30 protein-coding genes are annotated in these 26,724 nt (G+C 58.9%); 13 read left to right on the plus strand and 17 right to left on the minus strand.

The genetic code is table 11. The features are described from left to right. Positions 1 to 28 precede the first annotated feature (28 nt). Positions 29 to 1,003, minus strand: coding sequence for an HTH-type transcriptional regulator CysB (cysB, locus tag RZ35_RS06370; RefSeq protein ID WP_026742549.1), 975 nt, complete (start codon positions 1,001 to 1,003; stop codon positions 29 to 31). A gap of 419 nt (positions 1,004 to 1,422) precedes the next feature. Between cysB and RZ35_RS06375 the strand changes: the two genes are divergently transcribed. Next, positions 1,423 to 1,602: a hypothetical protein gene (locus RZ35_RS06375; RefSeq protein WP_026740146.1), complete on the plus strand. Its 180-nt coding sequence runs from the start codon at positions 1,423 to 1,425 to the stop codon at positions 1,600 to 1,602. A 260-nt stretch (positions 1,603 to 1,862) separates the two neighbouring features. On the opposite strand, the gene RZ35_RS06380 is transcribed toward RZ35_RS06375, so the two are convergent. The 15 genes from RZ35_RS06380 to RZ35_RS06450 form a co-directional block, all read right to left on the minus strand. Next, positions 1,863 to 2,840, minus strand: coding sequence for a type III secretion protein HrpN (locus RZ35_RS06380; RefSeq protein ID WP_099049248.1), 978 nt, complete (start codon positions 2,838 to 2,840; stop codon positions 1,863 to 1,865). Positions 2,841 to 3,000: 160 nt separating this feature from the next. Beyond that, a complete protein-coding gene (locus tag RZ35_RS06385) occupies positions 3,001 to 3,372 on the minus strand; it encodes a hypothetical protein (protein ID WP_051625488.1) in 372 nt (123 codons plus the stop codon). After that, positions 3,369 to 3,554, minus strand: coding sequence for an HrpT family type III secretion system protein (hrpT, locus tag RZ35_RS06390; RefSeq protein WP_026742551.1), 186 nt, complete (start codon positions 3,552 to 3,554; stop codon positions 3,369 to 3,371). Before hrpT ends, RZ35_RS06385 begins: the two co-directional genes overlap by 4 nt. 18 nt (positions 3,555 to 3,572) lie before the next feature. After that, positions 3,573 to 5,624 (minus strand): type III secretion system outer membrane ring subunit SctC, encoded by a 2,052-nt coding sequence (gene sctC, locus RZ35_RS06395; protein WP_026742552.1) that lies wholly within the window; start codon positions 5,622 to 5,624, stop codon positions 3,573 to 3,575. After that, complete coding sequence (locus tag RZ35_RS06400) at positions 5,617 to 6,051, minus strand: type III secretion system chaperone (RefSeq protein ID WP_026742553.1); 435 nt, start codon at positions 6,049 to 6,051, stop codon at positions 5,617 to 5,619. The genes sctC and RZ35_RS06400 overlap by 8 nt, the downstream gene beginning before the upstream one ends. Continuing rightward, on the minus strand, positions 6,038 to 6,265 hold the full coding sequence (locus tag RZ35_RS06405) for a serine kinase (RefSeq protein WP_026742554.1): 228 nt from the start codon (positions 6,263 to 6,265) through the stop codon (positions 6,038 to 6,040). Before RZ35_RS06405 ends, RZ35_RS06400 begins: the two co-directional genes overlap by 14 nt. Before the next feature lie 241 nt (positions 6,266 to 6,506). Then, positions 6,507 to 7,103 carry a type III secretion system stator protein SctL gene (gene sctL / locus RZ35_RS06410; protein WP_026742555.1) on the minus strand — a complete coding sequence of 199 codons (597 nt, stop codon included), beginning with the start codon at positions 7,101 to 7,103 and terminating at the stop codon, positions 6,507 to 6,509. Positions 7,104 to 7,128: 25 nt separating this feature from the next. Beyond that, the gene (locus RZ35_RS06415) at positions 7,129 to 7,761 is read right to left on the minus strand and encodes a protein kinase family protein (protein ID WP_139171478.1); all 633 of its coding nucleotides are present in this window, start codon (positions 7,759 to 7,761) and stop codon (positions 7,129 to 7,131) included. Between the two features lie 3 nt (positions 7,762 to 7,764). Beyond that, positions 7,765 to 8,541 (minus strand): type III secretion system inner membrane ring lipoprotein SctJ, encoded by a 777-nt coding sequence (gene sctJ, locus RZ35_RS06420; RefSeq protein WP_026742556.1) that lies wholly within the window; start codon positions 8,539 to 8,541, stop codon positions 7,765 to 7,767. A 10-nt stretch (positions 8,542 to 8,551) separates the two neighbouring features. Beyond that, positions 8,552 to 8,875 (minus strand): EscI/YscI/HrpB family type III secretion system inner rod protein, encoded by a 324-nt coding sequence (locus tag RZ35_RS06425; RefSeq protein WP_235195092.1) that lies wholly within the window; start codon positions 8,873 to 8,875, stop codon positions 8,552 to 8,554. A gap of 128 nt (positions 8,876 to 9,003) precedes the next feature. Beyond that, positions 9,004 to 9,207 carry a hypothetical protein gene (locus RZ35_RS06430; RefSeq protein WP_026740155.1) on the minus strand — a complete coding sequence of 68 codons (204 nt, stop codon included), beginning with the start codon at positions 9,205 to 9,207 and terminating at the stop codon, positions 9,004 to 9,006. Positions 9,208 to 9,349: 142 nt separating this feature from the next. After that, positions 9,350 to 10,312, minus strand: a complete 963-nt coding sequence (locus RZ35_RS06435; RefSeq protein ID WP_026742558.1) for a sigma 54-interacting transcriptional regulator — start codon at positions 10,310 to 10,312, stop codon at positions 9,350 to 9,352. Positions 10,313 to 10,596: 284 nt separating this feature from the next. Further along, the gene (locus tag RZ35_RS06440; RefSeq protein WP_026742559.1) at positions 10,597 to 11,235 is read right to left on the minus strand and encodes a response regulator; all 639 of its coding nucleotides are present in this window, start codon (positions 11,233 to 11,235) and stop codon (positions 10,597 to 10,599) included. A gap of 56 nt (positions 11,236 to 11,291) precedes the next feature. After that, positions 11,292 to 12,755: a PAS domain-containing sensor histidine kinase gene (locus RZ35_RS06445; protein ID WP_026742560.1), complete on the minus strand. Its 1,464-nt coding sequence runs from the start codon at positions 12,753 to 12,755 to the stop codon at positions 11,292 to 11,294. A 153-nt stretch (positions 12,756 to 12,908) separates the two neighbouring features. After that, positions 12,909 to 13,454: an RNA polymerase sigma factor gene (locus tag RZ35_RS06450; RefSeq protein ID WP_026742561.1), complete on the minus strand. Its 546-nt coding sequence runs from the start codon at positions 13,452 to 13,454 to the stop codon at positions 12,909 to 12,911. Positions 13,455 to 13,758: 304 nt separating this feature from the next. Here RZ35_RS06450 and sctW point away from each other — a divergent pair, with 304 nt between their 5' ends. From sctW to sbmA, 12 genes are all read left to right on the plus strand, one after another. Then, a complete protein-coding gene (sctW, locus tag RZ35_RS06455; protein WP_051625490.1) occupies positions 13,759 to 14,907 on the plus strand; it encodes a type III secretion system gatekeeper subunit SctW in 1,149 nt (382 codons plus the stop codon). Positions 14,908 to 14,910: 3 nt separating this feature from the next. Then, positions 14,911 to 17,013, plus strand: a complete 2,103-nt coding sequence (gene sctV, locus RZ35_RS06460) for a type III secretion system export apparatus subunit SctV (RefSeq protein ID WP_026742562.1) — start codon at positions 14,911 to 14,913, stop codon at positions 17,011 to 17,013. Positions 17,014 to 17,028: 15 nt separating this feature from the next. Beyond that, positions 17,029 to 17,955, plus strand: coding sequence for an FHA domain-containing protein (locus RZ35_RS06465; RefSeq protein ID WP_026742563.1), 927 nt, complete (start codon positions 17,029 to 17,031; stop codon positions 17,953 to 17,955). 5 nt (positions 17,956 to 17,960) lie between these two features. Further along, positions 17,961 to 19,337 (plus strand): type III secretion system ATPase SctN, encoded by a 1,377-nt coding sequence (sctN, locus tag RZ35_RS06470; RefSeq protein WP_036152877.1) that lies wholly within the window; start codon positions 17,961 to 17,963, stop codon positions 19,335 to 19,337. Between the two features lie 30 nt (positions 19,338 to 19,367). Continuing rightward, positions 19,368 to 19,781 carry a hypothetical protein gene (locus RZ35_RS06475; RefSeq protein ID WP_051625491.1) on the plus strand — a complete coding sequence of 138 codons (414 nt, stop codon included), beginning with the start codon at positions 19,368 to 19,370 and terminating at the stop codon, positions 19,779 to 19,781. Beyond that, the gene (locus RZ35_RS16925; protein WP_051625492.1) at positions 19,781 to 20,308 is read left to right on the plus strand and encodes a type III secretion system HrpP C-terminal domain-containing protein; all 528 of its coding nucleotides are present in this window, start codon (positions 19,781 to 19,783) and stop codon (positions 20,306 to 20,308) included. Before RZ35_RS06475 ends, RZ35_RS16925 begins: the two co-directional genes overlap by 1 nt. Then, entirely contained in the window at positions 20,305 to 21,378 is a 1,074-nt protein-coding gene (locus RZ35_RS06485) for a FliM/FliN family flagellar motor switch protein (RefSeq protein ID WP_036152809.1), read from the plus strand. The genes RZ35_RS16925 and RZ35_RS06485 overlap by 4 nt, the downstream gene beginning before the upstream one ends. After that, positions 21,375 to 22,028 (plus strand): type III secretion system export apparatus subunit SctR, encoded by a 654-nt coding sequence (gene sctR / locus RZ35_RS06490; protein WP_026742565.1) that lies wholly within the window; start codon positions 21,375 to 21,377, stop codon positions 22,026 to 22,028. Before RZ35_RS06485 ends, sctR begins: the two co-directional genes overlap by 4 nt. Positions 22,029 to 22,035: 7 nt before the next feature. Then, a complete protein-coding gene (gene sctS, locus RZ35_RS06495) occupies positions 22,036 to 22,296 on the plus strand; it encodes a type III secretion system export apparatus subunit SctS (protein WP_026742566.1) in 261 nt (86 codons plus the stop codon). A gap of 7 nt (positions 22,297 to 22,303) precedes the next feature. Further along, entirely contained in the window at positions 22,304 to 23,107 is an 804-nt protein-coding gene (gene sctT, locus RZ35_RS06500; protein WP_026742567.1) for a type III secretion system export apparatus subunit SctT, read from the plus strand. 21 nt (positions 23,108 to 23,128) lie between these two features. Beyond that, positions 23,129 to 24,226 carry a type III secretion system export apparatus subunit SctU gene (gene sctU / locus RZ35_RS06505; RefSeq protein WP_026742568.1) on the plus strand — a complete coding sequence of 366 codons (1,098 nt, stop codon included), beginning with the start codon at positions 23,129 to 23,131 and terminating at the stop codon, positions 24,224 to 24,226. A gap of 244 nt (positions 24,227 to 24,470) precedes the next feature. Continuing rightward, complete coding sequence (sbmA, locus tag RZ35_RS06510; RefSeq protein WP_026742569.1) at positions 24,471 to 25,703, plus strand: peptide antibiotic transporter SbmA; 1,233 nt, start codon at positions 24,471 to 24,473, stop codon at positions 25,701 to 25,703. A gap of 192 nt (positions 25,704 to 25,895) precedes the next feature. Here sbmA and RZ35_RS06515 read toward each other — a convergent pair whose 3' ends face one another. Beyond that, positions 25,896 to 26,720 carry an ABC transporter permease gene (locus tag RZ35_RS06515; RefSeq protein ID WP_026742570.1) on the minus strand — a complete coding sequence of 275 codons (825 nt, stop codon included), beginning with the start codon at positions 26,718 to 26,720 and terminating at the stop codon, positions 25,896 to 25,898. Positions 26,721 to 26,724 lie beyond the last annotated feature (4 nt).

The raw sequence follows: 26,724 nt of genomic DNA on the forward strand, positions 1-26,724 counted from the left end.
TCCTTTGGCCGTGAGAGACACTGCGCGGTTATTTGACGGGCAATACCACCTCTTTGAACATCGCTTCGATCTCTTCATTCGAGCGCAGCGCGATGGCGGTATCCACCACATCACGCGTCAAATGAGGGGCAAAACGCTGGATAAAGTCGTACATGTAGCTACGCAGGAAAGTGCTGCGCCGAAAACCGATTTTCGTCGTGCTGTAACTGAAGATATCGTCGGCATTCAGTTTGACCAGATCGGGTTCCGTCTGCGGGTCGNCCGCCATATTCGCGATAACCCCCACGCCGAGTCCCAGACGTACGTAGGTTTTAATGACGTCGGCATCCGTTGCGGTGAAGACGATCCGCGGCGTCAGACCGGCGCGGTTAAATGCCGTGTCCAGTTCTGAACGTCCCGTAAACCCAAAGGTGTACGTTACAATCGGGTAAGCCGCCAGCTCTTCAATAGTGATGTTGGTTTTGGACGCCAACGGATGATCGGGCTTGACTACCACGGCGCGATTCCAGTGATAGCAAGGCAACATGATCAGATCTTCATACAGATGCAGCGCTTCGGTGGCAATGGCGAAGTCGGCCGATCCTTTTGCCACCGCTTCCGCGATTTGCGTGGGCGAGCCTTGATGCATATGTAAAGACACGCGCGGGTAGCGGTCGATAAAACCTTTGATCACATCTGGTAATGCGTAGCGCGCCTGAGTATGTGTGGTGGCGATATACAGCGACCCCTTATCGGGATAGGTATGCTCACCAGCGACCGCTTTAATGGCTTCGACCTTGGACAGCACCTCCCGAGCAATACGGATAATCTCCTGCCCGGCAGGCGTCACCTGTGTTAAATGCTTCCCGCTGCGTGCAAAAATCTGAATCCCCAACTCATCTTCCAGCATCCGGACTTGTTTACTGATGCCCGGCTGGGAGGTGTAAAGGCCTTCCGCTGTAGAGGATACGTTCAGGTTGTGATTAACAACTTCAACAATATAACGAAGCTGTTGCAATTTCATAATTTATCCCATTCCAAATTGAATAGTGCGCACGACATCTTATGTTTGGACGTTTCTTGCAATGACAGACTACTACATCAACTACAACGGCATAAATCTCTGCCATATAAATGCAATTTAATCATAAGCACATTTTTTATATAACTTATTTTTTACTTTGTTCGGAAAAAGTCGACTTATCAACGCCATGTTACCCTATGCCAAGTTTCCCGGCTTCAGGTAGATGACGCGACTTTTCGTCAACCCCAAAAAAAACGCTGTTTTTTTGACCTTGCACAGTTTTTGAATTGTTCGAAATAGAAGTCCGGGCCGAGTTTCGCCTTCGGCCGCGAAGAGATGAAGAGGAGAAAGCGAGGAGACAATGCCTTTCAGCTTTTGTAAAATGTTAACATCACGTAAAACGAATTAACGACCACGCCATGAAAAAAAACAAACGATTCCGCCGAATCGCCCTTATTTTACTGCTGTTGCTCATCTATCTTTATCGCGACACCCTTAATCCCTTCAAACCCGACTGTTCTGCCAAAAATCCACAGGCGTCTCAGTTGGAAGAGTGCAAAAAACCCATCAAGGAAGTCGCGCCGGGGTTTGAAATTTAGATCCCCGTCATATAGCCCCCGTTCCCTGACAACTCCGCGTCCGAGCGCGATGTGCATCGATGACAATCGCACATCGCTCGCGCCGCATGAAGAACACCCCGGCTGACCCGGGGTGAAGAACTGAACGGCAGGCCAGAAAATGTCCCCGCCTTCCCGTCGCCCTCAGACTGCACCGCTGCGCTTTTACCGCTGCTCGGCAAACGCACCACGACGTCTCTCGGAGAACAAGGCTTCCAACGTTACCCTCCGCCAACCTGCGGTTAGGCCGTCAGCTCTGACAGCGACAGGNGGGTGATCTTCTCTCCGGCGACCGCCGCATCGATACCCAGCAGGGAACCGCCCGCGCCGCGCAGATTCAGATTGGTGTTGCCGTTATCGCCTCCCAGCACGCTTTTCACCATACCGACGGCCTGTTTAAACTTATCCATACTTTCACTGGTCATTCCGTCGTCATCCGGCTTGCTCAGCGCCTGCGCCCAGCTTTTGTCGTCCTGGACCGGCGACGAGGCGTTATCCTTCTGGTACTCCGGTTTGCCAAAAATTTCAGGATACTGGTCCATGAGCTGACCGATGATCTTGGCCGTGCCGCGATCCTCTTTGTTGACGAAATTGCGATCCACGCCGTCCCGATGAGTGTCGATATTATTCAGCGCCTGCAAACCGGCATTTTTGCCGACCCCGGAACCGACCGCGTTCCCCAACTGGGTGAAGTCAGAGGTCGTGCTCAGTCCCTGAAGACCGTTGCCGCCCAGCGATAGTGAAGACGACGTACCAGCGCTGCCGCCTGCGTTATTCCCCAGCAGTAGCGTCAGCGCATCTTTCACCCCCTGGCTATAGGCCGCTTTGTTGGCCGGGGTCGCCTGACTGTCGCTCAGCAGCGCACCGCTATTGCCGCTCTGACTCAGCGAATTGACCGTATCGCTGCCGAGCAGATTCTCCAGCGCCTTGGCAAACAGTTTATCGACGGCTTCCGTATTTTGGGTGTCGATGGGAGACAGTCCGCTTTTCGTCCCGGTGCCGCCGGTCTGCAAACCACTCTGCGTATTATCGGACTGACCTTTGCTGGCAAACATCAGAGCCGTCAGCAGGTCGGCCAGCTTATCGAGGGTGCTGCTCAGTTGATCGGCGCTGCCGCCCTGTGTTTCCGTCCCGCCGGACAGAGATCGGTAACTATCAACCCCCGAGGTTTGAGATCCGAAATCCGCGCCAGGCGTGGTCTTGATTGATATTTGAATCATGCTATTTCCTTATCCATTTGATGAGTCGTGGCAATGTCCTGCTATGACGTGCGCAACGCTGCGTCATAACGCCGGTACCTGCGGCAAACGCCTGCGCGATACTGCTAAATAAGTGACCCAAAGCGTCAAACAGTTCCTCTTTGTGATGGTTTCCTCGCCATCAATCCGTTCTTTCCAGCGCTTCACACTCCACGCCCGCCAGTTGAAACAGCTCACGCACCACCTGCGGATATTCCACGGCCGGTTGCCGAAGCAGCCATCCAATCGTCAGCACGTTGGTTTCCCGCAGGAAGATATGGGCGCCTTCGGTCTCGGCGTCACGGTCGTAGCGACGACTCAAAATCTGTCGCAACAGTCCGGGATATTGCCTGCCCGGCTCAATCGACAGCTCCAGCGCCCAGCCATCGAGTTCCCCGAATTGGAACCGCAGTTCAATGCCGGACTGCGCCAGCCAACGAGTCGGCTGCTGCCGGTTCATGGCGGCGATAAACGCCGCGCCGTTCTCAACATCGATTAACCTACTCTCCGTCATGGCAGCGCAACCTGAGTAAAATCAGCCACGCCAGTGCGCAGGTCCGGCTGCCACCAGATCACTAGTTGATGGTTTTCCGGCTGGGGACGACAGGAAACGTCCGCACACTGGGCCGTCGGCGTTTTAGCCGCACAGGCGCTCAGCAACAGCGCCAAACAGCACGAGAACAACTTGGGATACATGCTTTTCTCCTTGAAGCATCAGGGTTGGATCAGGGAAGGACGCGTCGGCGCAGCCAGACGGGCCGGCAGCAGCGCAAGGTACACTTCGGTCGACTGTCCCGGCGTCAATGTCGTTCTTGGCCAGGCCGCGACCGCCAGCGTGCGACGCCCCTGGCAGGTAGCCTCATCGAAACGCAGTGGCTGCAACCCGCGGTTTTTCACCACGCCAACCGCCAGCGTGACGGCATCATTGCTGTACCACTGGTGACGGCCGCTTTCGTAAGCCAAACCGCGCGCGCTTCGGCAGACCTCATTCAGGCGACTGCCCGCGCTATCGGCGTGAAATCCGGCGGGCGTCTGACCGCTGGCCAGATCGCGCAGCGCATTCTCCACCATGCCGTAGAGATCGGTTTTGCTGTTGCGCTGCGTGACGCGCCCCATTACGGCCTGTAGCTGCTGGCGATTATCCTGAGAAACATAACGGGTGGGATCGTTCTGGTCGCCAATGAGATGCGGCGTGAGGATAAACAGTCGCTCGCGTCGGGAAACCTCATGCCGCCGGGAGGNGAACAATTTGCCAACCCACGGGATATCGCCTAGTAACGGCACCCTTCGGTCCCGATCGCCGCTCTCCTCGACGTGAAAACCGCCCAGCACCAGCGCGCGGTTTTCGCCAATCAGCGCCTGTGTGCTGACCGTCCCGCGCTTCACACCAGCGGCATTGCCCTCCGCGTTCGTCTCCAGCTGTCCGTCCTCGATGTCGATTACCAGCTGGATGCTGCTCTGGTCGCCTTTACCGATCACCCTCGGCGTCACCTGTAGGCTGGTGCCCGCCGTGACCGGCTGTATGTCGGCCACCCGTTCGCCGGTCGCGGTAATAAAGGCGGTCCGGCTGAAGTCCACCACCGCAGGCTGATTTTCCAGCGTCAGCACCGAGGGATTCCCCACAATCGAGGCGGTGCCTTCGCCTTCCAGCGCCTGAATATCGGCGAAGAAACGCTTGAAATCGCTGACGAACAGCGTGCTGGAGCCGGACATCAGACTGGCGCCGCCGGTCACCGATCCCAACTTGCCCTGCCAGTTCGCTTCCAGCCTTGAAAGCGCCGTGCGGTCGACGTCGAGGATAACCGCATCGATATTGACCAGATTTTGCGGAATATCGATGCTGTCGATGAGTTGCTGATATTCCGGACGTCGTTTCTCGTCATCCCGAATCAACAACGCGTTATTGCGCACGTCGGCAGACACCTTGCCATCAAGCGCCGCTTTGCCGGCACGGCTGCGGAGAGGCGTGCGCGTTGCCCAGCGCGTTAGCACGTTGCGCGATTCGCTCTCCAGCGCTTTGTTGGAGTAGCCGGTGGCTGGTTCGCCCCCAGCCGTTGCATTAGCCCCGCTATCGGCGGCCGTTGCCCCGACGGGCGGAGTCCGATTGCCATCCATTAACTCGTTCAAAATAGTGGCGACGCCTGGGATCACCAGCGTCTGGTCGCGATAGTGAATTGTGCGGTCGGATACCGCAGCGAAGCGCAACGGAAAATTCATCACCTTGTGGCGCTCTTGCCGNCTTTCGCGTTTACGAGCGAAGCCGCTAACCAGATTGACGTACTCCTGAGGCCCGGTGACCAGCACCACGCCCTCCTCCGGCAACTCCCCCCAGCCAAAGTGCGGGTCGAGCAGACCGATACCGGTCAGTGCCTGCTTCAGATCGGGCACGGCTTCCGGCGAGATCTCCAGACTCNCCGACGTTTGTTCGTCCTGTGGACTGACATACAGCGTGTTGCTGTACACAAACCATTGAAAATGGTGTTCCAGCGCCAGCCGGTCGAGAAAGGCCACCGGACTGTCGGCCCGAATTTTACCGTTGACCTCGCTATCAGAAAGTTCACCAAGCCTCAGTTCAACACCGTGACTGTCGGCAAAACCCTGTAATACCTGCGATAGCGGCGCCTTTTCCGCCGAATAGGCATAAGCGCCCTTATTCCACGACGACGGCGTGGCGGCATGCGCTAACGGCACCATCCCGATCGCCACCAGCGACCAGCACAACAGACGATAAAGAGCGAATAGAAATGAACAGATCAGGTTACGCATGCCAATCTCCTTGCGACCAGGCCAGCGTGTGTAGGTTAGTGACCGGGAGGTCGGTTTTGCGGCGTTCCGGGAACAACAGTCCCTGCCAGGCATCCCGCTGATTCACCAAGTTTTCCAGCGCGCGGCAAAGCGCCTGAGGCTCATCCGGCTCGTGGCGCATCAGTAGCCAGAGCTGTTTGTCCGCTTCGGCGTAGGCCAGCGCGGCCGCCTGCCAGCCAAAGCGCTGCAGCGAGGCGGTTGAAAACACCAGCGCCCGCGGCAGTAAGGCATCGTCTACCTCCTTCCCAGTCGTCAACCGCGCCGAACAGCCGATGCCGCGCGGATAGCGGGTCAGCAAAACCGGCCCGCCGTCGATATCAAGCGAGAGCGGGCCGTCCACGCTGTTCAGCCAGTGTTCAATGAGGTGGATCAGCTCAGTTGAAGTCATTGATGATGGCCTTGGCCAGACCGTGTTTGACGCTCAGTAGCTGTCCGGTCGCCCAGTTGGCGTTGGCGTAGTCCATGCTGGCTTCAAAAAAAGCATGACTGTCCGCCATGTTTGCGCCCTCTTCCGCCACATTCAGCGCCATCGCATCCAGCTGCGACTGGGCATCGACAAACGCGGTATCCAGCCGACGCTGTATTCCCACCGACGAAGACATGATGCGTACTCCTGTAGTTGTTGAACCTGCCATTAGGTGGTCAACCATTCGCGGTGGTTCCAGAGGAGGGAAAAAGTTCGAACGAGGAGGCACTACATCAAAGGATTGGGGCAGAACNCCCGCCACGCCGATCCTTCCAAATCATGCTCAAAGGATCGGCATCCCATCAGCATGCGGGGGCCGATGGGCGCTTAGCCGATGAGGCGTCGGGAAGTTCGACGCCACGCGACGGCCGTGCAGGCTAAGGCGTAGAAGCAGGCGCAGGGATCAGCTGTTCCACCGCCCGGCGCCAGCTCAGGTTCATGACGCCCTGAGGCGTCATAAGCTGCAGTTCATCTTTATTCAATACGTCGTCGGTGGCTAATTGCCATCCCAAATGCGTGTGGTTTTCCAGCCAGTTCGCGACCTGCGCCTGCTGCTCGGGATGACAATAGAGCACACCGCGCCCTTCGCCGCTCTGATGGCGCAATAGCTGGCGCAGTAACGCGGAGGTACGCTGCTCGTCCGGTACGTCTTGCACCAGTTGGCGCATCGCATCATTCAGCACCTGACCCGCCTGTTCGGCCATAAAGGCCTCCATCTGCGCCCTTTCCTGTTGCCATCCGCGCAGGATGTCGTCCGCCTGTTGCATAAAACGCGCCTCGGCCTGCCGAATCGTCCGCCCTNCCTCGGTCTCCGCCCGGTTCTCAGCAGCCGCCAACAACGCCTTCGCTTGCCGTTCGGCGGTCTCAATCACCTGATTCCCACATTGATGCTGCTGTAGTCGGTCCGCTTTGATGACCGTGTCTTCCTCGGTATCCCTACCCGTAACTAGCTTCAATTGTTTTCGTGTCAGCATACAGATTCCCTTTTTTCCATTTCACTCAAGCCTCTCTTCTATGACGAACAAACACGCCGACGTCGTCACCGTCCGGCGCAGCGCTAAGGCGCGCTTTCCATATCGCAGCGTCGCACAGCGCGTTCACTCGACTTACGGGCAACGCCGCTGCGGGCGTCTCCTCAACACCGACGCTCCATGAGCGGGGAAACAGCAGTCGAACACGCGGCCAAGCGGCTGCGGATAAACAATGCCTCAGCAGGCAAAGCGCATCGCTCTGCCGCCGTGCGGTAAAACTCAGGTTTTCGGGCAGCCAGAGTCCAGGGCGCAGCGCTTTCGCCAGCCGCCGGCACCATTGCGCCGGCGCCGGCGGCAGGGGACGCTCCGGCGCACGGCAGACGGACGCGATCAGCTCAAGCGCCCAGACGCGCTGGTCCGGCGTCAGGGCAATCAGTGCCCACAACGTCTCCGAGGGGGGATCCGGCAGGCTTTCCGGCAGGCTCCAACGCGCGCGCATACACGAATGCTGATGCAGGGACAGACTCTCCATCGCCGTTCGCCCTCCCGCCAGCCCGGCATCAACCTGCCAGCTGCCGTCCGCCTCCAGAATGCAGCCGTAGGCCCACCAGCGGACCCATCTCAACTGCGACTCCCGGCTCATTCCCTCAAGGAGCGTCATCGGTCAGGACTCCTGCGTCGTCGGCTTTTTACGCGCTTGCTGTTGCCGCCACCAGGGCTTCGCCATCAGTCCGCCCACGCCCCCGGCTATCACCAATGCCAGAAAAAAACCGGCCCACTGGAGGTGATTGACCCCTTGCGGCGTCAGCTTCAGCGGTCCCAGCGAGACAGTTTCCACGCTGTCCTGATAGGGCTTAGCCAGAGAAAAAACGATGGACAGATCTTTGTCGCTTTTTCCGCTCAGTCCCGGAATACTGCTGGCGACCATGCGCCGAATGCGCGGCCTGATGCTGTCCGGATCCAGATCAGCGCGATGTTTGATGAAAACAGCCGCCGAGGCGGGTTGAATCGGCTCGCCGGGGGCAATACGCTCCGGCAGGACCACGTGCACGCGGGCGACCACAATGCCGTCGATCTGGCTAAGCGTGGACTCCACTTCTTGCGACAACGCATAGATGTAGCGCGCCCGCTCTTCCAGCGGTGTTGAGATAACCCCGGTTTTCTGAAAGACCTCGCCCAGATTGGTTCGGTTCTGCCTCGGCAGCCCGGCGGCATTCAGAATATTCACCGCTCGCTCGATATCGTAGGCGTCGATCAGCAACGTAATGCCGGTTTTATCGATGCTTTTCTCAGCATCGATGTGATAACTGCCAAGTTCAGCAATCACCTCGTTGGCATCGTTTTCCGACAGATTGCGATACAGCTCCACTCGGTCGCCGCATCCCGCCAGAATCCAGATGAGCAGCAGGAGCAACCCGCGTTTAAGCGCGCAGTGACGCATGACTTCAACCTCACTGTAAATTAGTAATCTTTTCAATACTTTGAACGCTTTTTGCCACGACTTTCGCGTTGAGCAAACTCTCGAGATAAAACGAAGACAGTGTCCGTGTAGCGTCCATCACATCCTTGGGATTATTACTATTAATGCTTTTTCCGACCTGTCGTTCGGCTTTCTGCCTAAGCCCGTCGAGATGGCTGGAACGGCCAGCCAGCGCATCAATCCAGACGGCATTGCCCTTTTCCGGCTCATTCGCCGTCGCGCCGGGCGAGATCGCCGTGCTAAACCACGATACGTCTTCCGCCGCGGGCGCCGTCGTCGCGTCTTGTCCGTCCATGCCCGACAAGGCGTGGCTCGCACCTGAAATCTGAGAAATTTTCATCCTGTTTCTGCCTCTTACCGATGAAATTTCNCCTATAAAAAACCGGGGGAATCCCCCGGCCATTCGATTAGCGATAACGGCGATCAGAACTGGATCGACTTCGCAGTTTTGGTGCTGGCGTTCATCGCTTTGGATGCAGAGTCCATCTGCATATCGGCGATGGAGTTCATCGCATCCGTTTTCATTTTCTGGCTCTGAGCCGCCGTGGTCATGGCGGTGGTTTCCGCCATGGTTTTATCCAGAGTCTGCATTGAGGCCAGGGATGCGGCACTTGAAAGTCCAAACATGTTGTTATCTCCAGTGAATAAGGGTCGTTGAGAGTGTGGTGAACCGGATGACGACCCTGTCATCGTGTTCATCTATTAAGTAGGAGATAGCGGTCAACGGTTCCGGATGAACTCAACTTTTTCGCAGCCAGCCCTCAGCCCGTCAAAATCCACGTGAGGAGACCTTCAACAGCTTCAGGCGGTGATAAAGGGTTCGTTTGGGGATCCCCAATTCTGTCACCACGTCGTCAATACAGTGGCCGTTGCGCCGCAAAGCATCCTGAATCAGAAATTTTTCGATGCGCCGCAGCCGGTGCTTTAGCTGCGTCGGCGCCGTCCCGGCCTCGGAGCGCGATGCCAGCGGGGAAAGCCCTAGCACCCAACGTTCGGCGGCGGCTTTAAGCTCGCGAAGATTGCCCGGCCAGCTATGGGTCAGCAGCCGCTCGTTCACCTCAGCGCAAAGGGCAGGCGCCGGGCGGTGCAGCCTTTCGGCGGCGGCACGCGCAAAGCGCTGGAACATGGGTAAGATGATGTCACTGCGGGAGCGTAGCGTGGGCAGCTGGATTTTGACCGTATCCAGACGAAAATAGAGATCGCGGCGAAAACGCCCCTCTTCCACCAGCTTGATAAGCGGCGTCTGCGTCGCGACGATCACTCGCATGTCCACGGGCTTGAACTGCGTACTGCCCAACCGCTCGATGCCGCGATTCTCGAGCACGCGCAGCATCTTGGCCTGTAACGTCAGCGGCATGCTATCGATCTCGTCGAGAAACAAGATGCCTTTATCCGCGGTCTCCAGGTAGCCGGCGCGCGAGCGGTTGGCGCCGGTATAGGCGCCGGACACCACCCCGAACAGTTCACTTTCCGCCAAATTTTCCGGGACCGCGGCACAGTTGACCGCCACCAGCGGTCCTGAACAGCCGGAGAGGCGATGAATTCGTCGTGCCAGCGTATCTTTTCCTGTCCCCGTCTCTCCTTCAAGAATGATATCAACGTTCAGCGGAGCGATATCGTTGATTAGGGCGCCTAACTCGGCATGAATATCTTCTTCCTGGCTCTCAAAAAAGGTTCCGCAATCAATATAGGGAAGATGTCGACTCGATACATGACGGTTTCTGATGCTCATGACAACTCCTGTACCCTTGAGGGCTATCCTTATCCAGGCGACCATTGTCAATGGTTTAGCCTACGACTTCATTATTATGCTTACGATTTCTTAACGATTCACGCACAAAAAAAAGCAACATCTAACAGTTGCCTGACGAAGCCGCTAAAGCATTACCGTCATCGCTATTTGAAACCATCAGTCAACTGCTGAAGTTGCTGTAGGAATAAACGGTGAAAAAGTAGGGAAATCCTTACCCGGAGACTTTGCGTGGTTATTTTCTAGCCTGGAACATCCATGCCGCATTACGGGATCAATCGTTGGCTTAATGCGTATTTGACGATATCGACGTTGGAAGTGAACTGCATTTTTTCCATCAAACGCGACTTGTGGGTGCTGACCGTTTTGTTGCTGATTGCCAGCGCCTCCGCAATCGCATTGACGCCCATTCCCTGCGCCAGCATGATCATCACCTGGTGTTCCCGCGCCGTCAGCACACTATGGCTAGGGCAATCGTCCGTCAGATAATCCGCAAAGACAATTTGCTCGGCGATAGTCTGGTCGATATAGCGCGCCCCCTGCGCCACCCGGCGGATAGCGATCAGCAGCGCTTCCGGATCTTTGTCTTTAGTGATATAGCCCAACGCGCCGCTCTTGAGCACGCGTCGCGCAATCTGCGGTTCGCTATACATGCTCAGAACCAGAATGGGTAGGCGCGGATACTGCGCCAACACCCGGATAATCAGCTCCTCTCCGCAGATACCCGGCATACTCATGTCCAGTAACAGCAGATCGATTTCAACCTCTCGTAACGTGGTCAGCACCTGCGCCCCATTTCCCGCTTCCGCCACCACTTGCAGCGTTTCGTCCAGCGCAAATATCTGTTTTAGTCCCTCCCGCATGATGACGTGATCGTCGGCAATCATTAATCGGATGAGTTTCATTCAGTAAATCTCCTAAGATGTTGACCGTGTTTTCCCTGCTAGCCTGTCGGACCGTGTCAGCGTGCGACGGCACGCTGCGGGAACATCATGCGGATCAACGTACCGCTGCCGGGCTGGCTGGTGATCGTTACCTCGCCGCCCAACATTCTTCCGCGCTCTTTCATGCCCATCAGGCCGAACGTGTTGGGTTTTTGCTCCCGGGCGTCGAAGCCTTTGCCGTTATCCTGCACGCTTAGCACAATTAGCCCCTCCCGGTTTTCGAGCGCAATCAGCACCTCGCTGGCGGCGGCATGGCGAGCGATATTAGTCAGCGACTCCTGCACCACGCGAAACGCGGCGGTCGCGCATTCGTCATTCATCAAGACCTCGGGTTCCGGCGCGCGCAGCTGGCACTGGACGCCGTATTGGCGAACAAAATCATCCCGTAGCCACTCCAGCGCCGGCGTCAGCCCCATATCCAGCACGTTCGGACGTAATCGTGTCGCCACATTCCGCACAACCTGAATAGTCTTATCGGATAGCGCCATCAGATTCTGTAACGGCGTCAACAACGAGGGATGTTCCTTGGCGAACTGCATACGCAGCAGCGACAAACCGATACGCATAGACGTCAGGTGCTGCCCCAGTTCGTCATGAATTTCCCGGGCGATGTGCTTCCGTTCTTCCTCCCGGGAAATTTCTCGCTGGCGCGTAAGTAGCCGCAGCTGACTGTGGGATTCCTCAAGCCGTTTCTCCGCATATCGGATCGCGGAAATATCGCGTCCGACGGTGAGAATAGAGGACAGCTGGCCGTTCTGGCCGAACTCGGGGACGCAGCGAATATGGTGCACGGCGCGCGGTTTATCACCCAACTCCTGCGTATCCTCCTCCAGCTCCCCCTCCACACTGCTGTGCGTGTCCACAACCAACTGCACCAGTTGCTGAATATGCTGAGCGCAGCAGGCATCGGGCATCAGGTCGGTCAACCGATGGCCGAGCAGCTGATCGGCGGTGAACCCCAGATGAGTCAGCGTGGCCGGATTCGCATACTGGCAGGTCATCTGCGGACCAAAACGAACGACCAGATCGGGCGTATTTTCCACCAAAGCCCGGAACTCCTGTTCTCGCGCGTAAGCGATATTCTCGATGTGTTTGCGCTCCCGGATATCACGCACGACGCACATACTGTATTTCCGTCCTTTATGGATGAAATGGTTGACGCTGACCTCGACCGGAATCATCGCGCCGAATCGGCTGATATGCTGGGTTTCAAATGTCAGCCCGCGCTTCCAGTCGCGCCAGCTGTGCTGAATCAACTCCGCGCTCCGGCAAGGATCGATATCCCAGAGGGACATGTCCTGAAACTCCTGCTGGCTGTAGTGCAGCGCCCGACAGGCTTCGGCGTTGGCGTAACAAAACTGGTTATGCTCATTGATGATGTAGATCGCGTCTTTTATCCGGCTGAACGCGAACGCGAGCAGTTCCATCGGTGGAACCTCCTCCGAATGAGGGGATTCAGGGGGCGTCGGGGGGTATAACATAGCCATCTCCATGCTGTCGCAGATCTGCCCGGACTCCAGCTCGGCGCCACGGGCAGTACGGGGTTACAGTCATCTCCGGATGACAGGGTCTGTAACCGGGTATTCAAATTGAATGACGAGTGGTTCTCTTTTACCGCGAGGTCACAGAAAAGCTCAGGCCTCTACGGCCTGACGCAGAAAGCCCCTCGCACGGGAAAGGCGGGACCGCACCGTACCGATCGGGATGTCTAACCGTGCGGCAATATCCTGATAGCTGGCATCGGTGTCGACCAGCATCACGAGCATGTGTCGGGTCTCCTCCGGTAAATGCGTACTCGCCATCAGCACACGATGCAGGGCATGGCCCCACTCGATAATGCGGCTGGGATCGCTGTCGCAGGAGAGCTTTTCCAGTTCATCCTCGGCGGCTTCGTGTAGGTGCGCTTTCGCCTGTTTGTAGTGGTTGCGGACAAGGTTCAGCGCAATGCCGAACACCCACGTTTCCGGGCGCGATGCGCCGGCGAATTTTTCGCGATTTCTGAGCACCTCCAGGTAGGTCATCTGCTGCAAGTCTTCCACATCCTCTTTGTTAGCCACGCGTTTACGAAGGAAATGCTGCAGGCGTTTGCCATGCTGCCGAAAGACCTGTTCCCAGTCTACAGCCTCAGGATGAGATTCAATCGTGCAGACCTTTTCCGGTGACAAAACGAGTGTTTCCATTTGCTGGTTCTCCATGGTTGCGCCGTGAGTGGCGCACAGGAGATAGCAAGGCGTATGCCAGCGAAAAAAACATTAGCAATACGTTGTTTTTACTGAACTTTATATAATTAATCACAGCCCAATCGCGCCACATTTTGCCGGGGCGCACTGACTAAAATGCAAACGATTGCAATCACACTGTCATCCCTGGTCCGCGCATTTGGTGACAATAAAAACGATAGGGACCAACGCGGGAACCAGATTTCTCTTAACGCCACATAACCGCATACCTTTAATCAAAAGATGGATTCAGGCAGGACTGACTATGGTTGCCATTCCCCCGCTCTCTCCGGCGATAGCCAATCCGGCGACGCCCTTTAGCGCCGCCGTGGACGCGGAGACACCGACCGCCGCCCCCGCTCAGCCTTCGTCGCCGAAGGCGTCTCACGACAAAGCCATCCATGATGGGATGGAAGAGGTGTCGGCCGCATTCGGCGAACAGATGGAGCGCAAAAGCAAGTCGCTGAACCGCAGGCAGATCAGCCAGACGCAAAACCGGATGGAAGCGAATATCGAGCGTATAGAAAAACTGACCGAGCTGTTTCACCTGTTGGAAAATCCCCGTCAGCCGACGCTGGACCAGCAGGTCCGGAGTATGCGGCAGCTGATGCTGCAAACCTCCTCGGCCTCAGTCGATGCGCTGGTACAGGCGGCGGGCGGCGATGCGGCGCGCGCCGATATCGTTCTGCGCCATGTACTGGCGCAGGCCCAACAACAGGGTGACGCGTCGCTGCAACACGCGGCCCAGTCAAGTCTGGAACGGCTTCAACAGGAGAAAGGCCCCGAGGTGCGAGCCGGGCTGAACACCGCCGCCGCCCTCTCCCTGTTCAGCACCGACCCGCAGCAGAAACAGATCCTGCGCGAGCTTTATTACGCACGTATCGTCCATCAGCAATCACCGAGCTCGCTGCTGGACGCCCTGTTGGAACGCTTTGACGCCCAGCACTTCGCGGCTGGCCTGCGTACTCTGCAACGGGCGCTCGCCGCCGATATCGCCTCGCTGGCGTCATCCATTTCAAAAACCGCGCTGAGCCAGATGCTGAAGCACCTCAACGATGCTCGTCAGCTGAGCCACACGCTGTCGTCCAGCCAACAGCTGCTGGAGCACGACGCCCACCGCTTCCCGGCGGCAACGCTCGGCGCGGTAGAACTGACGCGACGGCTGATCGGCCTGAGCGCCAATGGCGCCTACGTTCGCGACTTGCACAATCTGGGGCGTGAAGTCGCCGGGCAACATGCCGAGCGGCAATTACTGTTTTTCAACGCCCTGCTGCGGCTCGTGGGCGGTCTGCCGCAGACGCTGTGGCGAGATAGCAAACATCGCCNCACCGCGATGCACCTTATCCGCGGTCTGATCGGCGACCTATCCCGCCACGAGACGGACGGAAGGGCCGCCACGCCGGGCAAGGAGTAGCAGATGACCCTACTGATCTCCTGGCTCAACCGCATCGCCATCAGCGCCATGCAGCGTTCAGAAATCGTGGGCGCGGTGATTGTGATGGCCATTGTCTTCATGATGATCATCCCGCTGCCGACGGGGCTGATTGACGTGTTGATCGCCTTCAACATCTGCATCTCTTCGCTCCTGATCGTGCTGGCGATGTATCTGCCCAAGCCGCTGGCCTTTTCGACCTTTCCCGCCGTGCTGCTGTTGACCACCATGTTTCGGTTGGCTCTGTCTATCTCGACAACCCGGCAGATTCTGTTGCAACAGGACGCGGGCCACGTGGTGGAGGCCTTCGGCAACTTCGTCGTGGGCGGCAATCTGGCGGTCGGTCTGGTGATCTTCCTGATCCTGACGGTGGTGAACTTTCTGGTGATCACCAAAGGGTCCGAACGTGTGGCTGAAGTGGCGGCGCGTTTTACGCTGGATGCCATGCCGGGCAAGCAGATGTCCATCGACAGCGATCTGCGCGCGGGGCTGATCGACGCCCAGCAGGCCCGCCAGCGACGCGAAAATCTCACGAAAGAGAGCCAGCTGTTCGGCGCGATGGACGGCGCGATGAAGTTCGTCAAAGGCGACGCGATCGCCAGCCTGGTGATCGTGTTCATCAATATGATCGGCGGCTTCGCCATCGGGGTCATGCAACACCAGATGGCGGCCGGCGACGCCATGCACGTCTACTCGGTATTGACCATCGGTGACGGCCTGATCGCGCAGATCCCGGCACTGCTGATCTCCCTGACCGCCGGGATGATCATCACGCGCGTCTCCGCCGACGGACAAAAGGNGGATAACAACATCGGCCGCGAGATCGCCGAGCAGCTGACCAGCCAGCCGAAGGCGTGGATTATCTCCGCCATCGGCATGTTCGGCTTCGCGCTGCTGCCGGGCATGCCGACGATGGTTTTCCTGCTTATCAGCCTGCTCTCTCTGTCCAGCGGGCTTTTTCAGCTGTGGCGGGCCAAGCAGCTCGGTCTGGCTGAGTTCAACGCGCTGGCGGCGGACAACATGCCCGCCGAGCAAAACGGTTATCAGGATCTTCGTCGGTTCAACCCCACGCGCGCCTACCTGCTGCGCTTCCACACCGACTGCCGCAACGCGCCCTACGCCGCACTGCTGGTGCAAAATATCCGGCGTTTGCGCAACCGGCTGGTCTACCAGTTCGGCTTTACGCTGCCTTCGTTCGACATCGAATTCACCCCTGAAATGGCGCCGGACGAATTTCAATTCTGCGTCTATGAGATCCCCCTGCTGCGCGCCACCTTCGGTACCGCGCGCCTGGCGGTCGCCCGCCAAGATGTGCCGCCGGAAGCCACGGAGGAGGAAGCCCTGAGCGCAGGCCATCCCGCCCGCGACGAAGCGCACTGGCTATGGCTACCCCCCGATCATGCGCTATTGCAACACTCGGCGTTGGCGCGTCAGACGGAAGAAGCGCTGATTCTGTTGCGGATGGAAAACGCCATTCATCGGAGCGCGGCCCAGTTCATCGGCCTGCAGGAGACCAAGTCCATTCTCGCCTGGCTCGAAAGCGAACAGCCGGAGCTGGCGCAGGAGCTGCAGCGCATTATGCCGCTCTCCCGCTTCGCCAGCGTGCTGCAAAAGCTGGCGGGCGAACGCATTCCGTTGCGCGCCGTGCGCCCGATAGCGGAAGCGCTGATCGAGGTCGGCCAGCATGAGCGCGACGTTAACGCGCTGACGGATTACGTCCGTCTGCAATTGAAAGCGCAGATCTGTCACCAATACAGCCGGGACGACAGCCTGTCCGTCTGGCTATTGACGCCGGAAACGGAAGAGCTGCTGCGCGACGCCCTGCGCCAAACGCAAAACGACACCTTCTTCGCGTTGGCGCAACACGATGCGGCCGCGCTGCTGACGCAACTACGAGACAGCTTTCCGCCTACCGCGCCGCTGTCGTCCCTGCTGCTGGTCGCGCAGGATTTGCGCAGTCCCCTTCGGGCGCTGGTGCAGGACCAATTTCACGCTTTGCCGGTGCTGTCATTCACCGAGCTGGAGTCGTACCTATCCATCAACGTGGTAGGCCGCATCGACCTGCATGACATTACCGCTCACAACTAAGAAGAAGGCAGAATCATGTTTGAACTGCGCGTACTGACCGGGCTGCATCGGGGAGCCGCCCTGCCATTGAACGGACAATCGTGCTGTATCGGCGCCGCCGACGATGCGGATATGGTGCTGTACGACCCCGGTATTCGCGACTGTCACTGCCTGTTGGAAAAACAGGGAGAGGCATGGGTACTCTCCGCGCTGGAGGGCGTGGTGAACGACAGCGAGGGNCATCCGGTGGACGCGTCGATCGCGCTGCCGCCGGGCACGCCGTTCGCTGCGGGCGCCATCTGGCTATGCATCGTCAGCGCGGAGACGCCGTGGCAGGAAGAAGCGAAGACGGACGAGCCTGACCCTACACCCGAGCCGGTGGCGGAGGAGCCGTCAACACCGCCCGACGATGTCCCCGCCGAAACGCCCAGCGCTAAGACGAAAGCCCGCCTGCCGCTGTGGGCGAAATGCAGTTACCTGCTGCTCATCGGAACGCTGGTGCTGCTGACCGGCAGTTGGCTGATGCAGGATAGCGTCGCCATGCCGTCCGCACCGCCGTCCGATACCCGTATTCCGATGACGTCGCTGGCTCAATCCGCCGCCACGCTGCAAGCCATGCTGAACGAGCGCGAGTTAAGCAACGTGCAGGTCGTCCAACAGACGGATCGCATCATCCTCAGCGGCGCGCTCGCCGCAGATCAAATGCCGATGATCAATCGCATGCTGGTGCGGTTTCAACAGCGTTACCGTGTCACGCAGCCGATTGAAAATCACACCCGGGTAAAAGGCGATACGCTGCCGTTTCGCATCGTACAAGTGACCAGCGGCGCGCAGGCCAACGTGGTGACGTCCAACGGTCAACGTCTGTTCGTGGGCGACGAGGTGGATGGACTTCGGCTGGTCGGCATCGATAACAATCAGATCGAATTTAACGGCAAACAGCAGATTAAGGTGAACTGGTAATGGCTATGCTATCGACCGACGAACCGGGCCGCTATCCGCTGCTCGAACGCTGGCTGACCACGCAGCGACGGCGTCTGGCCGACTATGCGCCGGTTCAGCTGCGGGGACGGATTACGGGTATCAGCGGCATCCTGCTGGAGTCCTGCCTGCCGCAGGCCCGGATTGGCGATCTGTGCCGAATTGAACGCCACGATCAGACGCAGGTGCTGGCCGAAGTCGTCGGCTTCAGTCCGCAGCACGTCTTTCTGTCTGCGTTGGGGGCGCTGGACGGCATCGCGCAAGGCGCGGTGGTCACGCCGCTCTATCAGCCGCACTGCGTTCAGGTTTCCGACAGTCTGTTAGGCAGCGTGCTGGACGGTTTCGGCAGACCGCTGACGGCGGAGAGCCAGTCAGCTTTCGTCGAACCCGGTACGGAATGCCCTCACCCCATTCCCGTCATCGGCGACGCGCCGCCGCCCACCGAACGCCCGCGCATCAGCGAGCCGCTGCCGACCGGACTGCGCGCGATCGACGGCCTGCTGACCGTGGGCCGCGGCCAACGGGTGGGGATTTTTGCCGGCGCGGGCTGCGGTAAAACCACGCTGTTAGCGGAACTGGCCCGCAACACGCCTTGCGACGCCATCGTCTTCGGGCTGATCGGCGAGCGCGGCCGCGAACTGCGTGAATTTCTCGACCACGAACTGGACGACACGCTGCGCCGACGCACCGTGCTGGTGTGTTCAACATCCGACCGCAGCAGCATGGAGCGCGCTCGCGCCGCCTTCACGGCCACCGCCATCGCGGAAGCCTTTCGAGCCGAGGGCAAACAGGTGCTGCTGATCGTCGACTCGCTGACCCGTTTCGCCCGCGCGCAGCGTGAAATCGGTCTGGCCCTCGGCGAACCTCAAGGGCGCGGCGGCCTGCCGCCGTCGGTGTATNCCCTGCTGCCGCGGCTGGTGGAGCGGGCCGGACAAACCCGTCAGGGCGCGATCACCGCGCTGTACTCGGTGCTGATCGAACAGGACTCCATGCACGATCCGGTCGCGGACGAAGTGAGGTCGCTCATCGACGGTCACATCGTGCTTTCGCGGCGGCTGGCGGAGCGTAATCACTATCCGGCGATCGATATCTTGATGAGCCTGAGCCGCACCATGAGCAGCGTGGCTAGCGCAGCGCACCTCCGGGACGCGGGGGCGCTGCGACGACTGATGGCCGCCTATCAGCAGGTCGAGATGCTGATCCGACTCGGCGAGTATCAGCGGGGGCACGATGCCCTGACGGACGCCGCGGTCACCGCTCATGGGGAAATCAACGCCTTCCTGCAACAGCCGATGCGCGAACCCCTTACCTTTGCGGAGATTACCGCCCGACTCAGCGAGGTCAGCCGCTATGCCGACGTCTAATACGCAGACGCTCTGGACCGTGGGCGCGCCATGTCCTCGCTGAACGCCACCCTCCAACTGCTGCTGCCTATCCGTCGTCAGCGCCTGCGCCGCGCCGAATCGCAATTGCGAGAAGAAACGGAGACGCTGGCGCAGCAGGAAACCGCGCTCGACGTGCTGTGGCAGGAACGAGAGGCGCAGCAGGAACATTACCGGCAACAGCAAGAAGCGTTACGTCAGCACCAGCAGGAACAAGCGCAGTCGCTGGACAGTCTGCAACAGCAGCGTGAGCGGACGCAGAGACAGATCGGCCGCCTGCGACAACAGCAGCAGCAATACGAAGACGGAGAGGCGCGCTGCCAACAGCACCGACGGCGGGTCGCCGACAAGCGCGCGCTGCTGCGCCAGCGCCAAAAGGCCGTCGAAAAACTGGAATTTTTACTGACCCTGAATCAGGAGCCATGATGAGTGCTTATCTTCCGCCAGCCGCCCCCTCATCCCCGTCGCGCACGGTTCCGTCGCCCTCGGCGGAGAAACCGTTGCCGCGCTCGCGCGGAGGTGCCGCCCATTCCGGCGATGAAGCGACGGCGCCTCCCTTGGACTTCGAACTTCTGCTATCTGCACCGCCCTACAATTTCTGTACGCCCGGGTCGGCGTCTGAGGATACCGGCACCCGGTCGTCGGGTTTGACGCGTGACGCCACCGCCGATGAAGTGACAACGTCACTCATTTCAGCACTGCACGCTGAGCTGACCGCCCGACGCGATCTCGCCTGCCACAGTCCGTTCTCTTTCAGTCTGCAACTGCCGCAGCTGGGCGACGTCGATGTACGGATGAGCACGCTGCACCCCACCGGCTGGGAGGTGATGTTGCGATTCCAGCGTTCAGCCTTCCAAGAGGTCCGTCGGCAGCGAGAACGCTGCCGACGGGCGCTATCTGCGGCGCTCGACGGCCCAATCCGGTTGGAATTTGAAGTTCAGGAGGAGCCATGAACACCTCGTTATCGCCATCCCCCCTTAGGCTACGCGCGCTCACGCCGTCGCAGGCGCGGGTATCCCAGCAGTTGGCGGAGGGCTGCCGCTTCGCGTTCAGCTTTGACGACGGGCGTCAGGGCGAGCTGCGTTTGTCGCTGGCGTCGCTGCGAGAATCTAAGCCTCCCGCACGCGTCTGGCAAAGCGCGGCGGGTTGCTTCTCGCTCAGCGACCCAACGCCAGCGCTGTCGCTGATGTCCGACTGCCCGGCGCTGCTGCCGACGCAAGAAGACGATCCGACGGCGGCCGCGTGGTTTTGGGCGCTGTTTAATCATGCCCTCAGCCCACAGCTATACACGCTGCTGGGACCGCTGACGCCGGTTAACGGCGATATCGCCGCCGATGCAATCCCGCTGTGGCTGGACGTACAGGTCGCGGCCCGGCGCGCCCGTAGTCTGCTTTGTATGGCCGGTAGCGAGCTGCTGTCATTACTGCGTCAGCCCGGCTGGTTTTCTTCTGTTTTCCCTTTGCCGCAGACACTGCCGATCTCGATGCCCCTGACGCTGGCGGAAGTGACATTGTCACCTAGACAAGTTTACGCGTTGGAACCGGGCGACCTGATTTACCCACCTACTTGCAGTTTTTCCCCGCAGGGCGATGGCCATATTTCGGTCGGCGGGAGACGGTTTCGGGGCCAGCTTCAGTGGAGCGGCCTGACGCCTACCCACTTTATTATTGCTGAACAGGAGGAGTGTCCGGTGAATGACGCTTTCGAATTTTCATCTCCACATGACATGCCGTTTGCCGACGAGATGGCGACGACCGCAACGGCTGATGACGCGCCATTGCCCGCGCTGCCTCTCACATTGACGGTCCGCTGCGGGCACCTTTCTCTTACGCTACAGGCGTTGCAGCAGTTGTCGTGCGGCAGCGTGGTTCCGGTCCAGCAGACGCTGCCGGGCGAAGCGATGCTTTATCACGGCGAGGTGCCGCTGGCCCGGGGCGAACTGGTGGAGGTTGCGGGACGGCTGGGCCTGCAAATCACCCAACGGCTCGGCGCATTGCAGCCGGATCGGGAGCCTATGTCATGACGGCGGGCGCGTTCGATCCGGTGATGTTCGCCCTGATGTTAGGGGCCTTGTCGCTGATGCCGCTCATGATGGTGGTTTGTACCTGTTTTTTGAAAATCGCCACCGTATTGTTGATCACCCGGAACGCTATCGGGGTACAGCAAGTGCCGCCGAATATGGCGCTGTACGGCATCGCGCTCGCCGCCACTTTGTTCGTGATGGCGCCGGTCTTCGGCGATATCAAACAACGCTTTCAGGATACGCCGCTGGATATGAGTGATCTCGGCACGCTGGAAACCACCGCGACGCACGGCATCGAACCGTTGCAGAAGTTTATGTCTCGCAATACCGACCCTGATATTCTCACCCATCTGCATGAAAACAGCATCCGCATGTGGCCCCCCGCCATGTCCGAAAAAGCGACTACGGACAATATCTTGCTGGTGATCCCGGCTTTTGTTCTCTCCGAATTGCAGGCGGGATTCAAAATTGGTTTCTTGATTTACATACCGTTCATCGTCATCGACCTGATCGTCTCTAATGTGCTGCTGGCGCTGGGAATGCAGATGGTCGCGCCGACGACGCTCTCGCTGCCGCTCAAGCTGCTGCTGTTCGTGCTGGTCAGCGGCTGGACCCGGCTGCTCGACGGCCTGTTTTATAGCTACCTGTGAGGCGAATGTGGAAATGTTGAATCTGTTTCGACAGGCCATGGTGCTGGTTGTGATGCTGTCCGCGCCGCCGCTGGTCGTCGCCGTGATCGTGGGCGTCCTGATTTCGCTGCTGCAAGCCGTCATGCAGCTACAGGACCAGACGCTCCCTTTCGCCATCAAGCTGGTGGCGGTCGGTCTGGTGCTGGCCATGACCGGTCGTTGGATTGGCGTCGAGCTGATCCAGCTGACCCTGCTGGCTTTCAATATGATCGAACAAACCCGCGCATGAGGCCACGATGCTGACCCTCGCCACTCTCGAACGTCTTTATGACTTTATCTTTGCCCTGACGCTCGGCATGGCCAGGCTCTATCCCTGCCTGTTTCTGTTGCCGCTGTTTTCGTTCACGCTGGTGAAAGGCTTGCTCCGAAATGCCCTCGTGCTAGCACTGGCGCTGGTGCCGGCCGCCGCCATCCAGCAGCAAATGCAGGACACGACGCTCAGCTGGCCGCTATTGCCGGGCCTGTTGCTCAAGGAGCTGGTGGTCGGGCTGCTGTTGGGCTGCATTCTGGCGATGCCGTTCTGGCTGTTTGAATCTGTAGGTGCATTATTCGATAACCAGCGCGGCGCGTTGATCGGAGGACAACTCAACCCCGCGCTCGGCAGCGACGCGACGCCCCTCGGCCATATGATGAAGCAACTGTTGGGACTGATGCTGTTGCTGACGCTGGGCCTCTCCGGTCTGACGCAGCTGCTCTGGGACAGCTATCGCCTGTGGCCCGCGCTGATGTGGCTGCCGCCGCTCGGCGAAGCCGGCTTCCATGCCTATCTGGACCTGCTGGCCGACACTTTTACGCATCTGGTCATCTTCGCCGGGCCGCTGGTGGCGCTGCTGCTACTGCTTGAGTTCAGCATCGCCATACTCAGTCTGTATAGCCCGCAGTTACAAGTCTATGTGTTGTCCGTGCCCGCCAAATGTCTCGCCGGGATGGCGTTCTTCATCGTGTACCTGCCGGTGCTGCAATATCTTGCCGAGGTGCGGATTCTGGCGCTGCCGGATCTGAAACACGTACTGCCGCAGTTTTTCCCCGCGCTCCCCTGAGGGGCTAGCAGAGGCTGACGCATGAGCGAAAAAACCGAAAAGCCGACTCCAAAGAAGCTACGTGATGCGCGTCGCAAAGGCGAAGTCGGCCAAAGTCAGGACATTCCCAAGCTGTTGATTAGCGCCGCGCTGCTGGAAATGATCCTGGCGCTGGTCAATCACGGCATGGAAAAGTTGGAAATGCTGATGCAGCTGCCGCTGAAACGTCTGACCGATCCCTTCGGACACGCGGTCAACGAGATCGTCGGCGAGGCGCTCAGCCTGTTGGCAACGTTATGTTTGCTGACCGTCGCGGTTGCGATATTGATGCGAATTGTCGGCGCCTGGATCCAATACGGCCCCTTGTTCGCCCCCGAGGCGCTTAAAGTGGATTTTAACCGGCTCAATCCCGTCAATCAGGTCAAGCAGATGTTTTCTATGCGCAAGCTGACGGAGATGCTGACCAACATCCTGAAGACCGTCACCATCGGCATTATCTTTTATCACGTGGTTATCCCGCAGTTGGAGTGGTTGGTCGAACTGGCTTACGGCGACCTGGATGGCTTCTGGCACGGCGTCGCGGTGGTACTCCAGCGCGTGGAGCGCACGACGCTGGCGGCGCTGCTCGCCCTGGCCGTACTCGACTTCGGACTACAGAAATACTACTTCCTGAAACAGCAGCGCATGAGTCATGAAGATCTTCGCAACGAACACAAGGATTCCGAGGGCGATCCGCATATGAAAGGCCAGCGTAAGTCGCTGGCGCGCGATATCCTTAACGCGCCAGCCAAGCCGCGTCCGGCAGGCAACGTGGAAAATGCCGACTTACTGCTGGTCAACCCTACCCACTACGCGGTGGCGCTGTTTTACAGGCCGGGACAAACCCCGCTGCCGCGCATCCTGTGCAAAGGCGAAGATGCGGAAGCGCGCCAGCTCATCGAGCGCGCGCATCAGGCCAACATCCCTGTGATTCGCTTCGTCTGGCTCGCCCGCACGCTCTACCGTCAGCCGGAAGGGCGTTACATTCCGAGAGACACGCTACAGGCCGTCGCTCAGGTCTATCGGGTGCTGCGACAGTTGGAGCAGGACACCACGCGCGGGGCGGAGGTGACCGATAGGGATAACGAGCCGGTGGTGTGACGTTCGCTCGCCAAAACAATGAATGCGGTCGCCGACCTCGCGGGAAGAAAACGATGCTGAATTTGGTAAAAATTGAGAAATAGTTTCAATATAATCCTGCACATCCGTTCACTATCTGGTATTACTCAACGCATGGTAATCCATTGAACTCAGCGCAGAATCGCCTACCCGGCAACGACCGCCGCGGTTCGTTCGGCAGGCAGCCGACTCTGTGCATCGGCGTTTAACAGGTAAGACATACTCTATGTTCAAATCGTTTTTTCCTCATCCCAAACTGTTCTTCTCTTCCGCCGCGATCTGGACGCTGATCTGCATCGCTATCTGGTACGCTTGCGCCCGCCCTCTGGGGGCCAATCTGCTGAATCTGACCGATCAGCCGCTGCCCACCAGCGCCGCCCGTTTCTGGAGCCCGGCCTTCCTGTGGTTTTACGGCTACTATGCGATCGCCGTCGCTCTGTTCTCAGCCTGCTGGTTCATATTCAGCCCGCATCGCTGGCAGCGCTGGTCCATTCTCGGTTCGGCTCTGATTATCTTCGTCACCTACTTCTCCGTGGAAGTCGGCGTCGCGGTCAACGCCTGGTACGTGCCCTTCTACGACTTGATCCAGAAAGCGCTCGGCACCCCGCACGCCGTCACCATCGGCGCGTTCTATCACGAACTGGCGGTCTTTCTGGGCATCGCGCTGTGTGCGGNGGTGGTGGGCGTGCTGAATATGTTTTTCGTCAGCCACTACGTCTTTCGCTGGCGCATGGCGATGAACGACTACTACATGACGCACTGGCCTCGGCTGCGCCATGTTGAAGGGGCCGCCCAGCGTATCCAGGAAGACAGTATGCGCTTCGCATCCACGGTCGAGAGTCTGGGCGTCAATCTGATTCAGTCGGTCATGACGCTGATCGCCTTCCTGCCGGTGCTGATCACGCTTTCCGTTCACGTCAAAGAAGTGCCCATCCTCGGCCAAATTCCCTATGCGCTCCTTATCGCCGCGCTAATCTGGTCGCTGGCGGGAACGGGGCTGCTGGCTTTTATCGGGATCAAGCTGCCGGGACTGGAGTTCAACAACCAGCGCGTGGAAGCGGCTTACCGTAAAGAGCTGGTATACGGCGAGGATCATGCCGAGCGCGCCACGCCGCCGACCGTACGCGAGCTGTTTACCAACGTGCGAAAAAACTACTTCCGGCTGTATTTCCACTACACCTACTTCAACATTGCGCGCGTGCTGTATCTGCAAGTGGACAATGTCTTCGGGATTGTCGTGTTGCTGCCCTCCATCGTGGCCGGTGCGCTCACGCTAGGCCTGATGTCGCAGATTAACAACGTGTTCGATCAGGTCCGCAGCTCGTTCCAGTATTTGATCAACTCCTGGACCACGATTGTGGAGTTGCTGTCGATCTATAAACGTCTGCGCAGCTTCGAGTCCATTATTCAGGACGACGATGCGCCCAATCCCGATTATCTCTCCTCGCCGGATGCCTGACGGCGATTCTGCGGTAGGCGATATGACGGAACTTGCATGCCGCGCCGGTCCGGTCCGTTAACCGCGGTCATCCCCACAAAGAAAGCCCCGAGTTCTTCAGCTCGGGGCTTTCTGTTTCAACGCCAACAGCAAACGACTCATGGCGGTGCGGTCACCTGCGCTGACCGAATTCACTTCAGGGAGCAATCCCCCCTATCCATGCTGTGCGCCGCGCAGCTTTTCACTGCGGCGTCGCAGTACTTCCATCACGATCAGCAACAGCAGCGCGGCTCCCACCATCATCGATGCGGCCGCCGCGATCGTCGGATCGAGGTTTTCACGGATCCCGGCAAACATCTGTAATGGCAGCGTGCGCTGTCGCGGACTGGCCAGAAACAGCGTGACGATTACCTCGTCGAACGATGTCGCGAACGCGAACAGCGCGCCGGAAAACACGCCGGGCGCAATCAACGGCAGCGTGACCTTACGGAAGGCCAACAGCGGCGGTGCGCCCAGGCTGGCGGCGGCGCGGGTGAGGTTTTGATCGTAGTTTTTCAGTACGGCCGTGACGGTGATCACCACGAAAGGCACCCCCAACATCGCATGCGCCAGCACCAGTCCCAGATAACTGTTCAGCAACGAAAGCTTGGCGAAGAAGAAAAACAGGCCGACGGCGACGATCACCACGGGCGCAATCATCGGCGAGATCAGCACCGCCATGACCAAAGATTTACCGCGAAATTCACCACGCACCAGCCCGACCGCCGCAAGTACCCCCAGCACGGTCGCCAACAGCGTCGCCAGCGGCGCGATCAGCAGACTGTTGCCGAGAGAGCTTAACCACTCGCTCGAGTGGAAAAACTCGCGATACCAGCGCAGCGAAAAACCGGCCAGCGGATAGCTCAGAAACGATCCCGCATTGAACGACAGCGGCACAATCACCAGCACGGGTACAATCAGGAACAGCAGCATTGCCGCGCCGTAGAAATTAAAGAACGCATTCCACAAACGGACACCCAGCGTGTTTTGTTGTCTCATTTCC

This window comes from Lonsdalea quercina subsp. quercina (genome assembly GCF_000688655.1).
Classification (GTDB): Bacteria; Pseudomonadota; Gammaproteobacteria; order Enterobacterales; family Enterobacteriaceae; genus Lonsdalea; species Lonsdalea quercina.

Excerpts from the sequence above, each read along its gene's own strand:
- RZ35_RS06375 (WP_026740146.1), top strand. The coding sequence starts at position 1,423 with ATGAAAAAAAACAAACGATTCCGCCGAATCGCCCTTATTTTACTGCTG.
- RZ35_RS06385 (WP_051625488.1), bottom strand. The coding sequence starts at position 3,372 with ATGACGGAGAGTAGGTTAATCGATGTTGAGAACGGCGCGGCGTTTATC.
- hrpT (WP_026742551.1), bottom strand. The coding sequence starts at position 3,554 with ATGTATCCCAAGTTGTTCTCGTGCTGTTTGGCGCTGTTGCTGAGCGCC.
- RZ35_RS06400 (WP_026742553.1), bottom strand. The coding sequence starts at position 6,051 with ATGACTTCAACTGAGCTGATCCACCTCATTGAACACTGGCTGAACAGC.
- RZ35_RS06405 (WP_026742554.1), bottom strand. The coding sequence starts at position 6,265 with ATGTCTTCGTCGGTGGGAATACAGCGTCGGCTGGATACCGCGTTTGTC.
- RZ35_RS06415 (WP_139171478.1), bottom strand. The coding sequence starts at position 7,761 with ATGACGCTCCTTGAGGGAATGAGCCGGGAGTCGCAGTTGAGATGGGTC.
- sctJ (WP_026742556.1), bottom strand. The coding sequence starts at position 8,541 with ATGCGTCACTGCGCGCTTAAACGCGGGTTGCTCCTGCTGCTCATCTGG.
- RZ35_RS06425 (WP_235195092.1), bottom strand. The coding sequence starts at position 8,875 with ATGGACGGACAAGACGCGACGACGGCGCCCGCGGCGGAAGACGTATCG.
- RZ35_RS06430 (WP_026740155.1), bottom strand. The coding sequence starts at position 9,207 with ATGTTTGGACTTTCAAGTGCCGCATCCCTGGCCTCAATGCAGACTCTG.
- RZ35_RS06435 (WP_026742558.1), bottom strand. The coding sequence starts at position 10,312 with ATGAGCATCAGAAACCGTCATGTATCGAGTCGACATCTTCCCTATATT.
- RZ35_RS06440 (WP_026742559.1), bottom strand. The coding sequence starts at position 11,235 with ATGAAACTCATCCGATTAATGATTGCCGACGATCACGTCATCATGCGG.
- RZ35_RS06445 (WP_026742560.1), bottom strand. The coding sequence starts at position 12,755 with ATGTTATACCCCCCGACGCCCCCTGAATCCCCTCATTCGGAGGAGGTT.
- RZ35_RS06450 (WP_026742561.1), bottom strand. The coding sequence starts at position 13,454 with ATGGAAACACTCGTTTTGTCACCGGAAAAGGTCTGCACGATTGAATCT.
- RZ35_RS06475 (WP_051625491.1), top strand. The coding sequence starts at position 19,368 with ATGTCCTCGCTGAACGCCACCCTCCAACTGCTGCTGCCTATCCGTCGT.
- RZ35_RS16925 (WP_051625492.1), top strand. The coding sequence starts at position 19,781 with ATGAGTGCTTATCTTCCGCCAGCCGCCCCCTCATCCCCGTCGCGCACG.
- RZ35_RS06485 (WP_036152809.1), top strand. The coding sequence starts at position 20,305 with ATGAACACCTCGTTATCGCCATCCCCCCTTAGGCTACGCGCGCTCACG.
- sctR (WP_026742565.1), top strand. The coding sequence starts at position 21,375 with ATGACGGCGGGCGCGTTCGATCCGGTGATGTTCGCCCTGATGTTAGGG.
- sctT (WP_026742567.1), top strand. The coding sequence starts at position 22,304 with ATGCTGACCCTCGCCACTCTCGAACGTCTTTATGACTTTATCTTTGCC.
- sctU (WP_026742568.1), top strand. The coding sequence starts at position 23,129 with ATGAGCGAAAAAACCGAAAAGCCGACTCCAAAGAAGCTACGTGATGCG.
- RZ35_RS06515 (WP_026742570.1), bottom strand. The coding sequence starts at position 26,720 with ATGAGACAACAAAACACGCTGGGTGTCCGTTTGTGGAATGCGTTCTTT.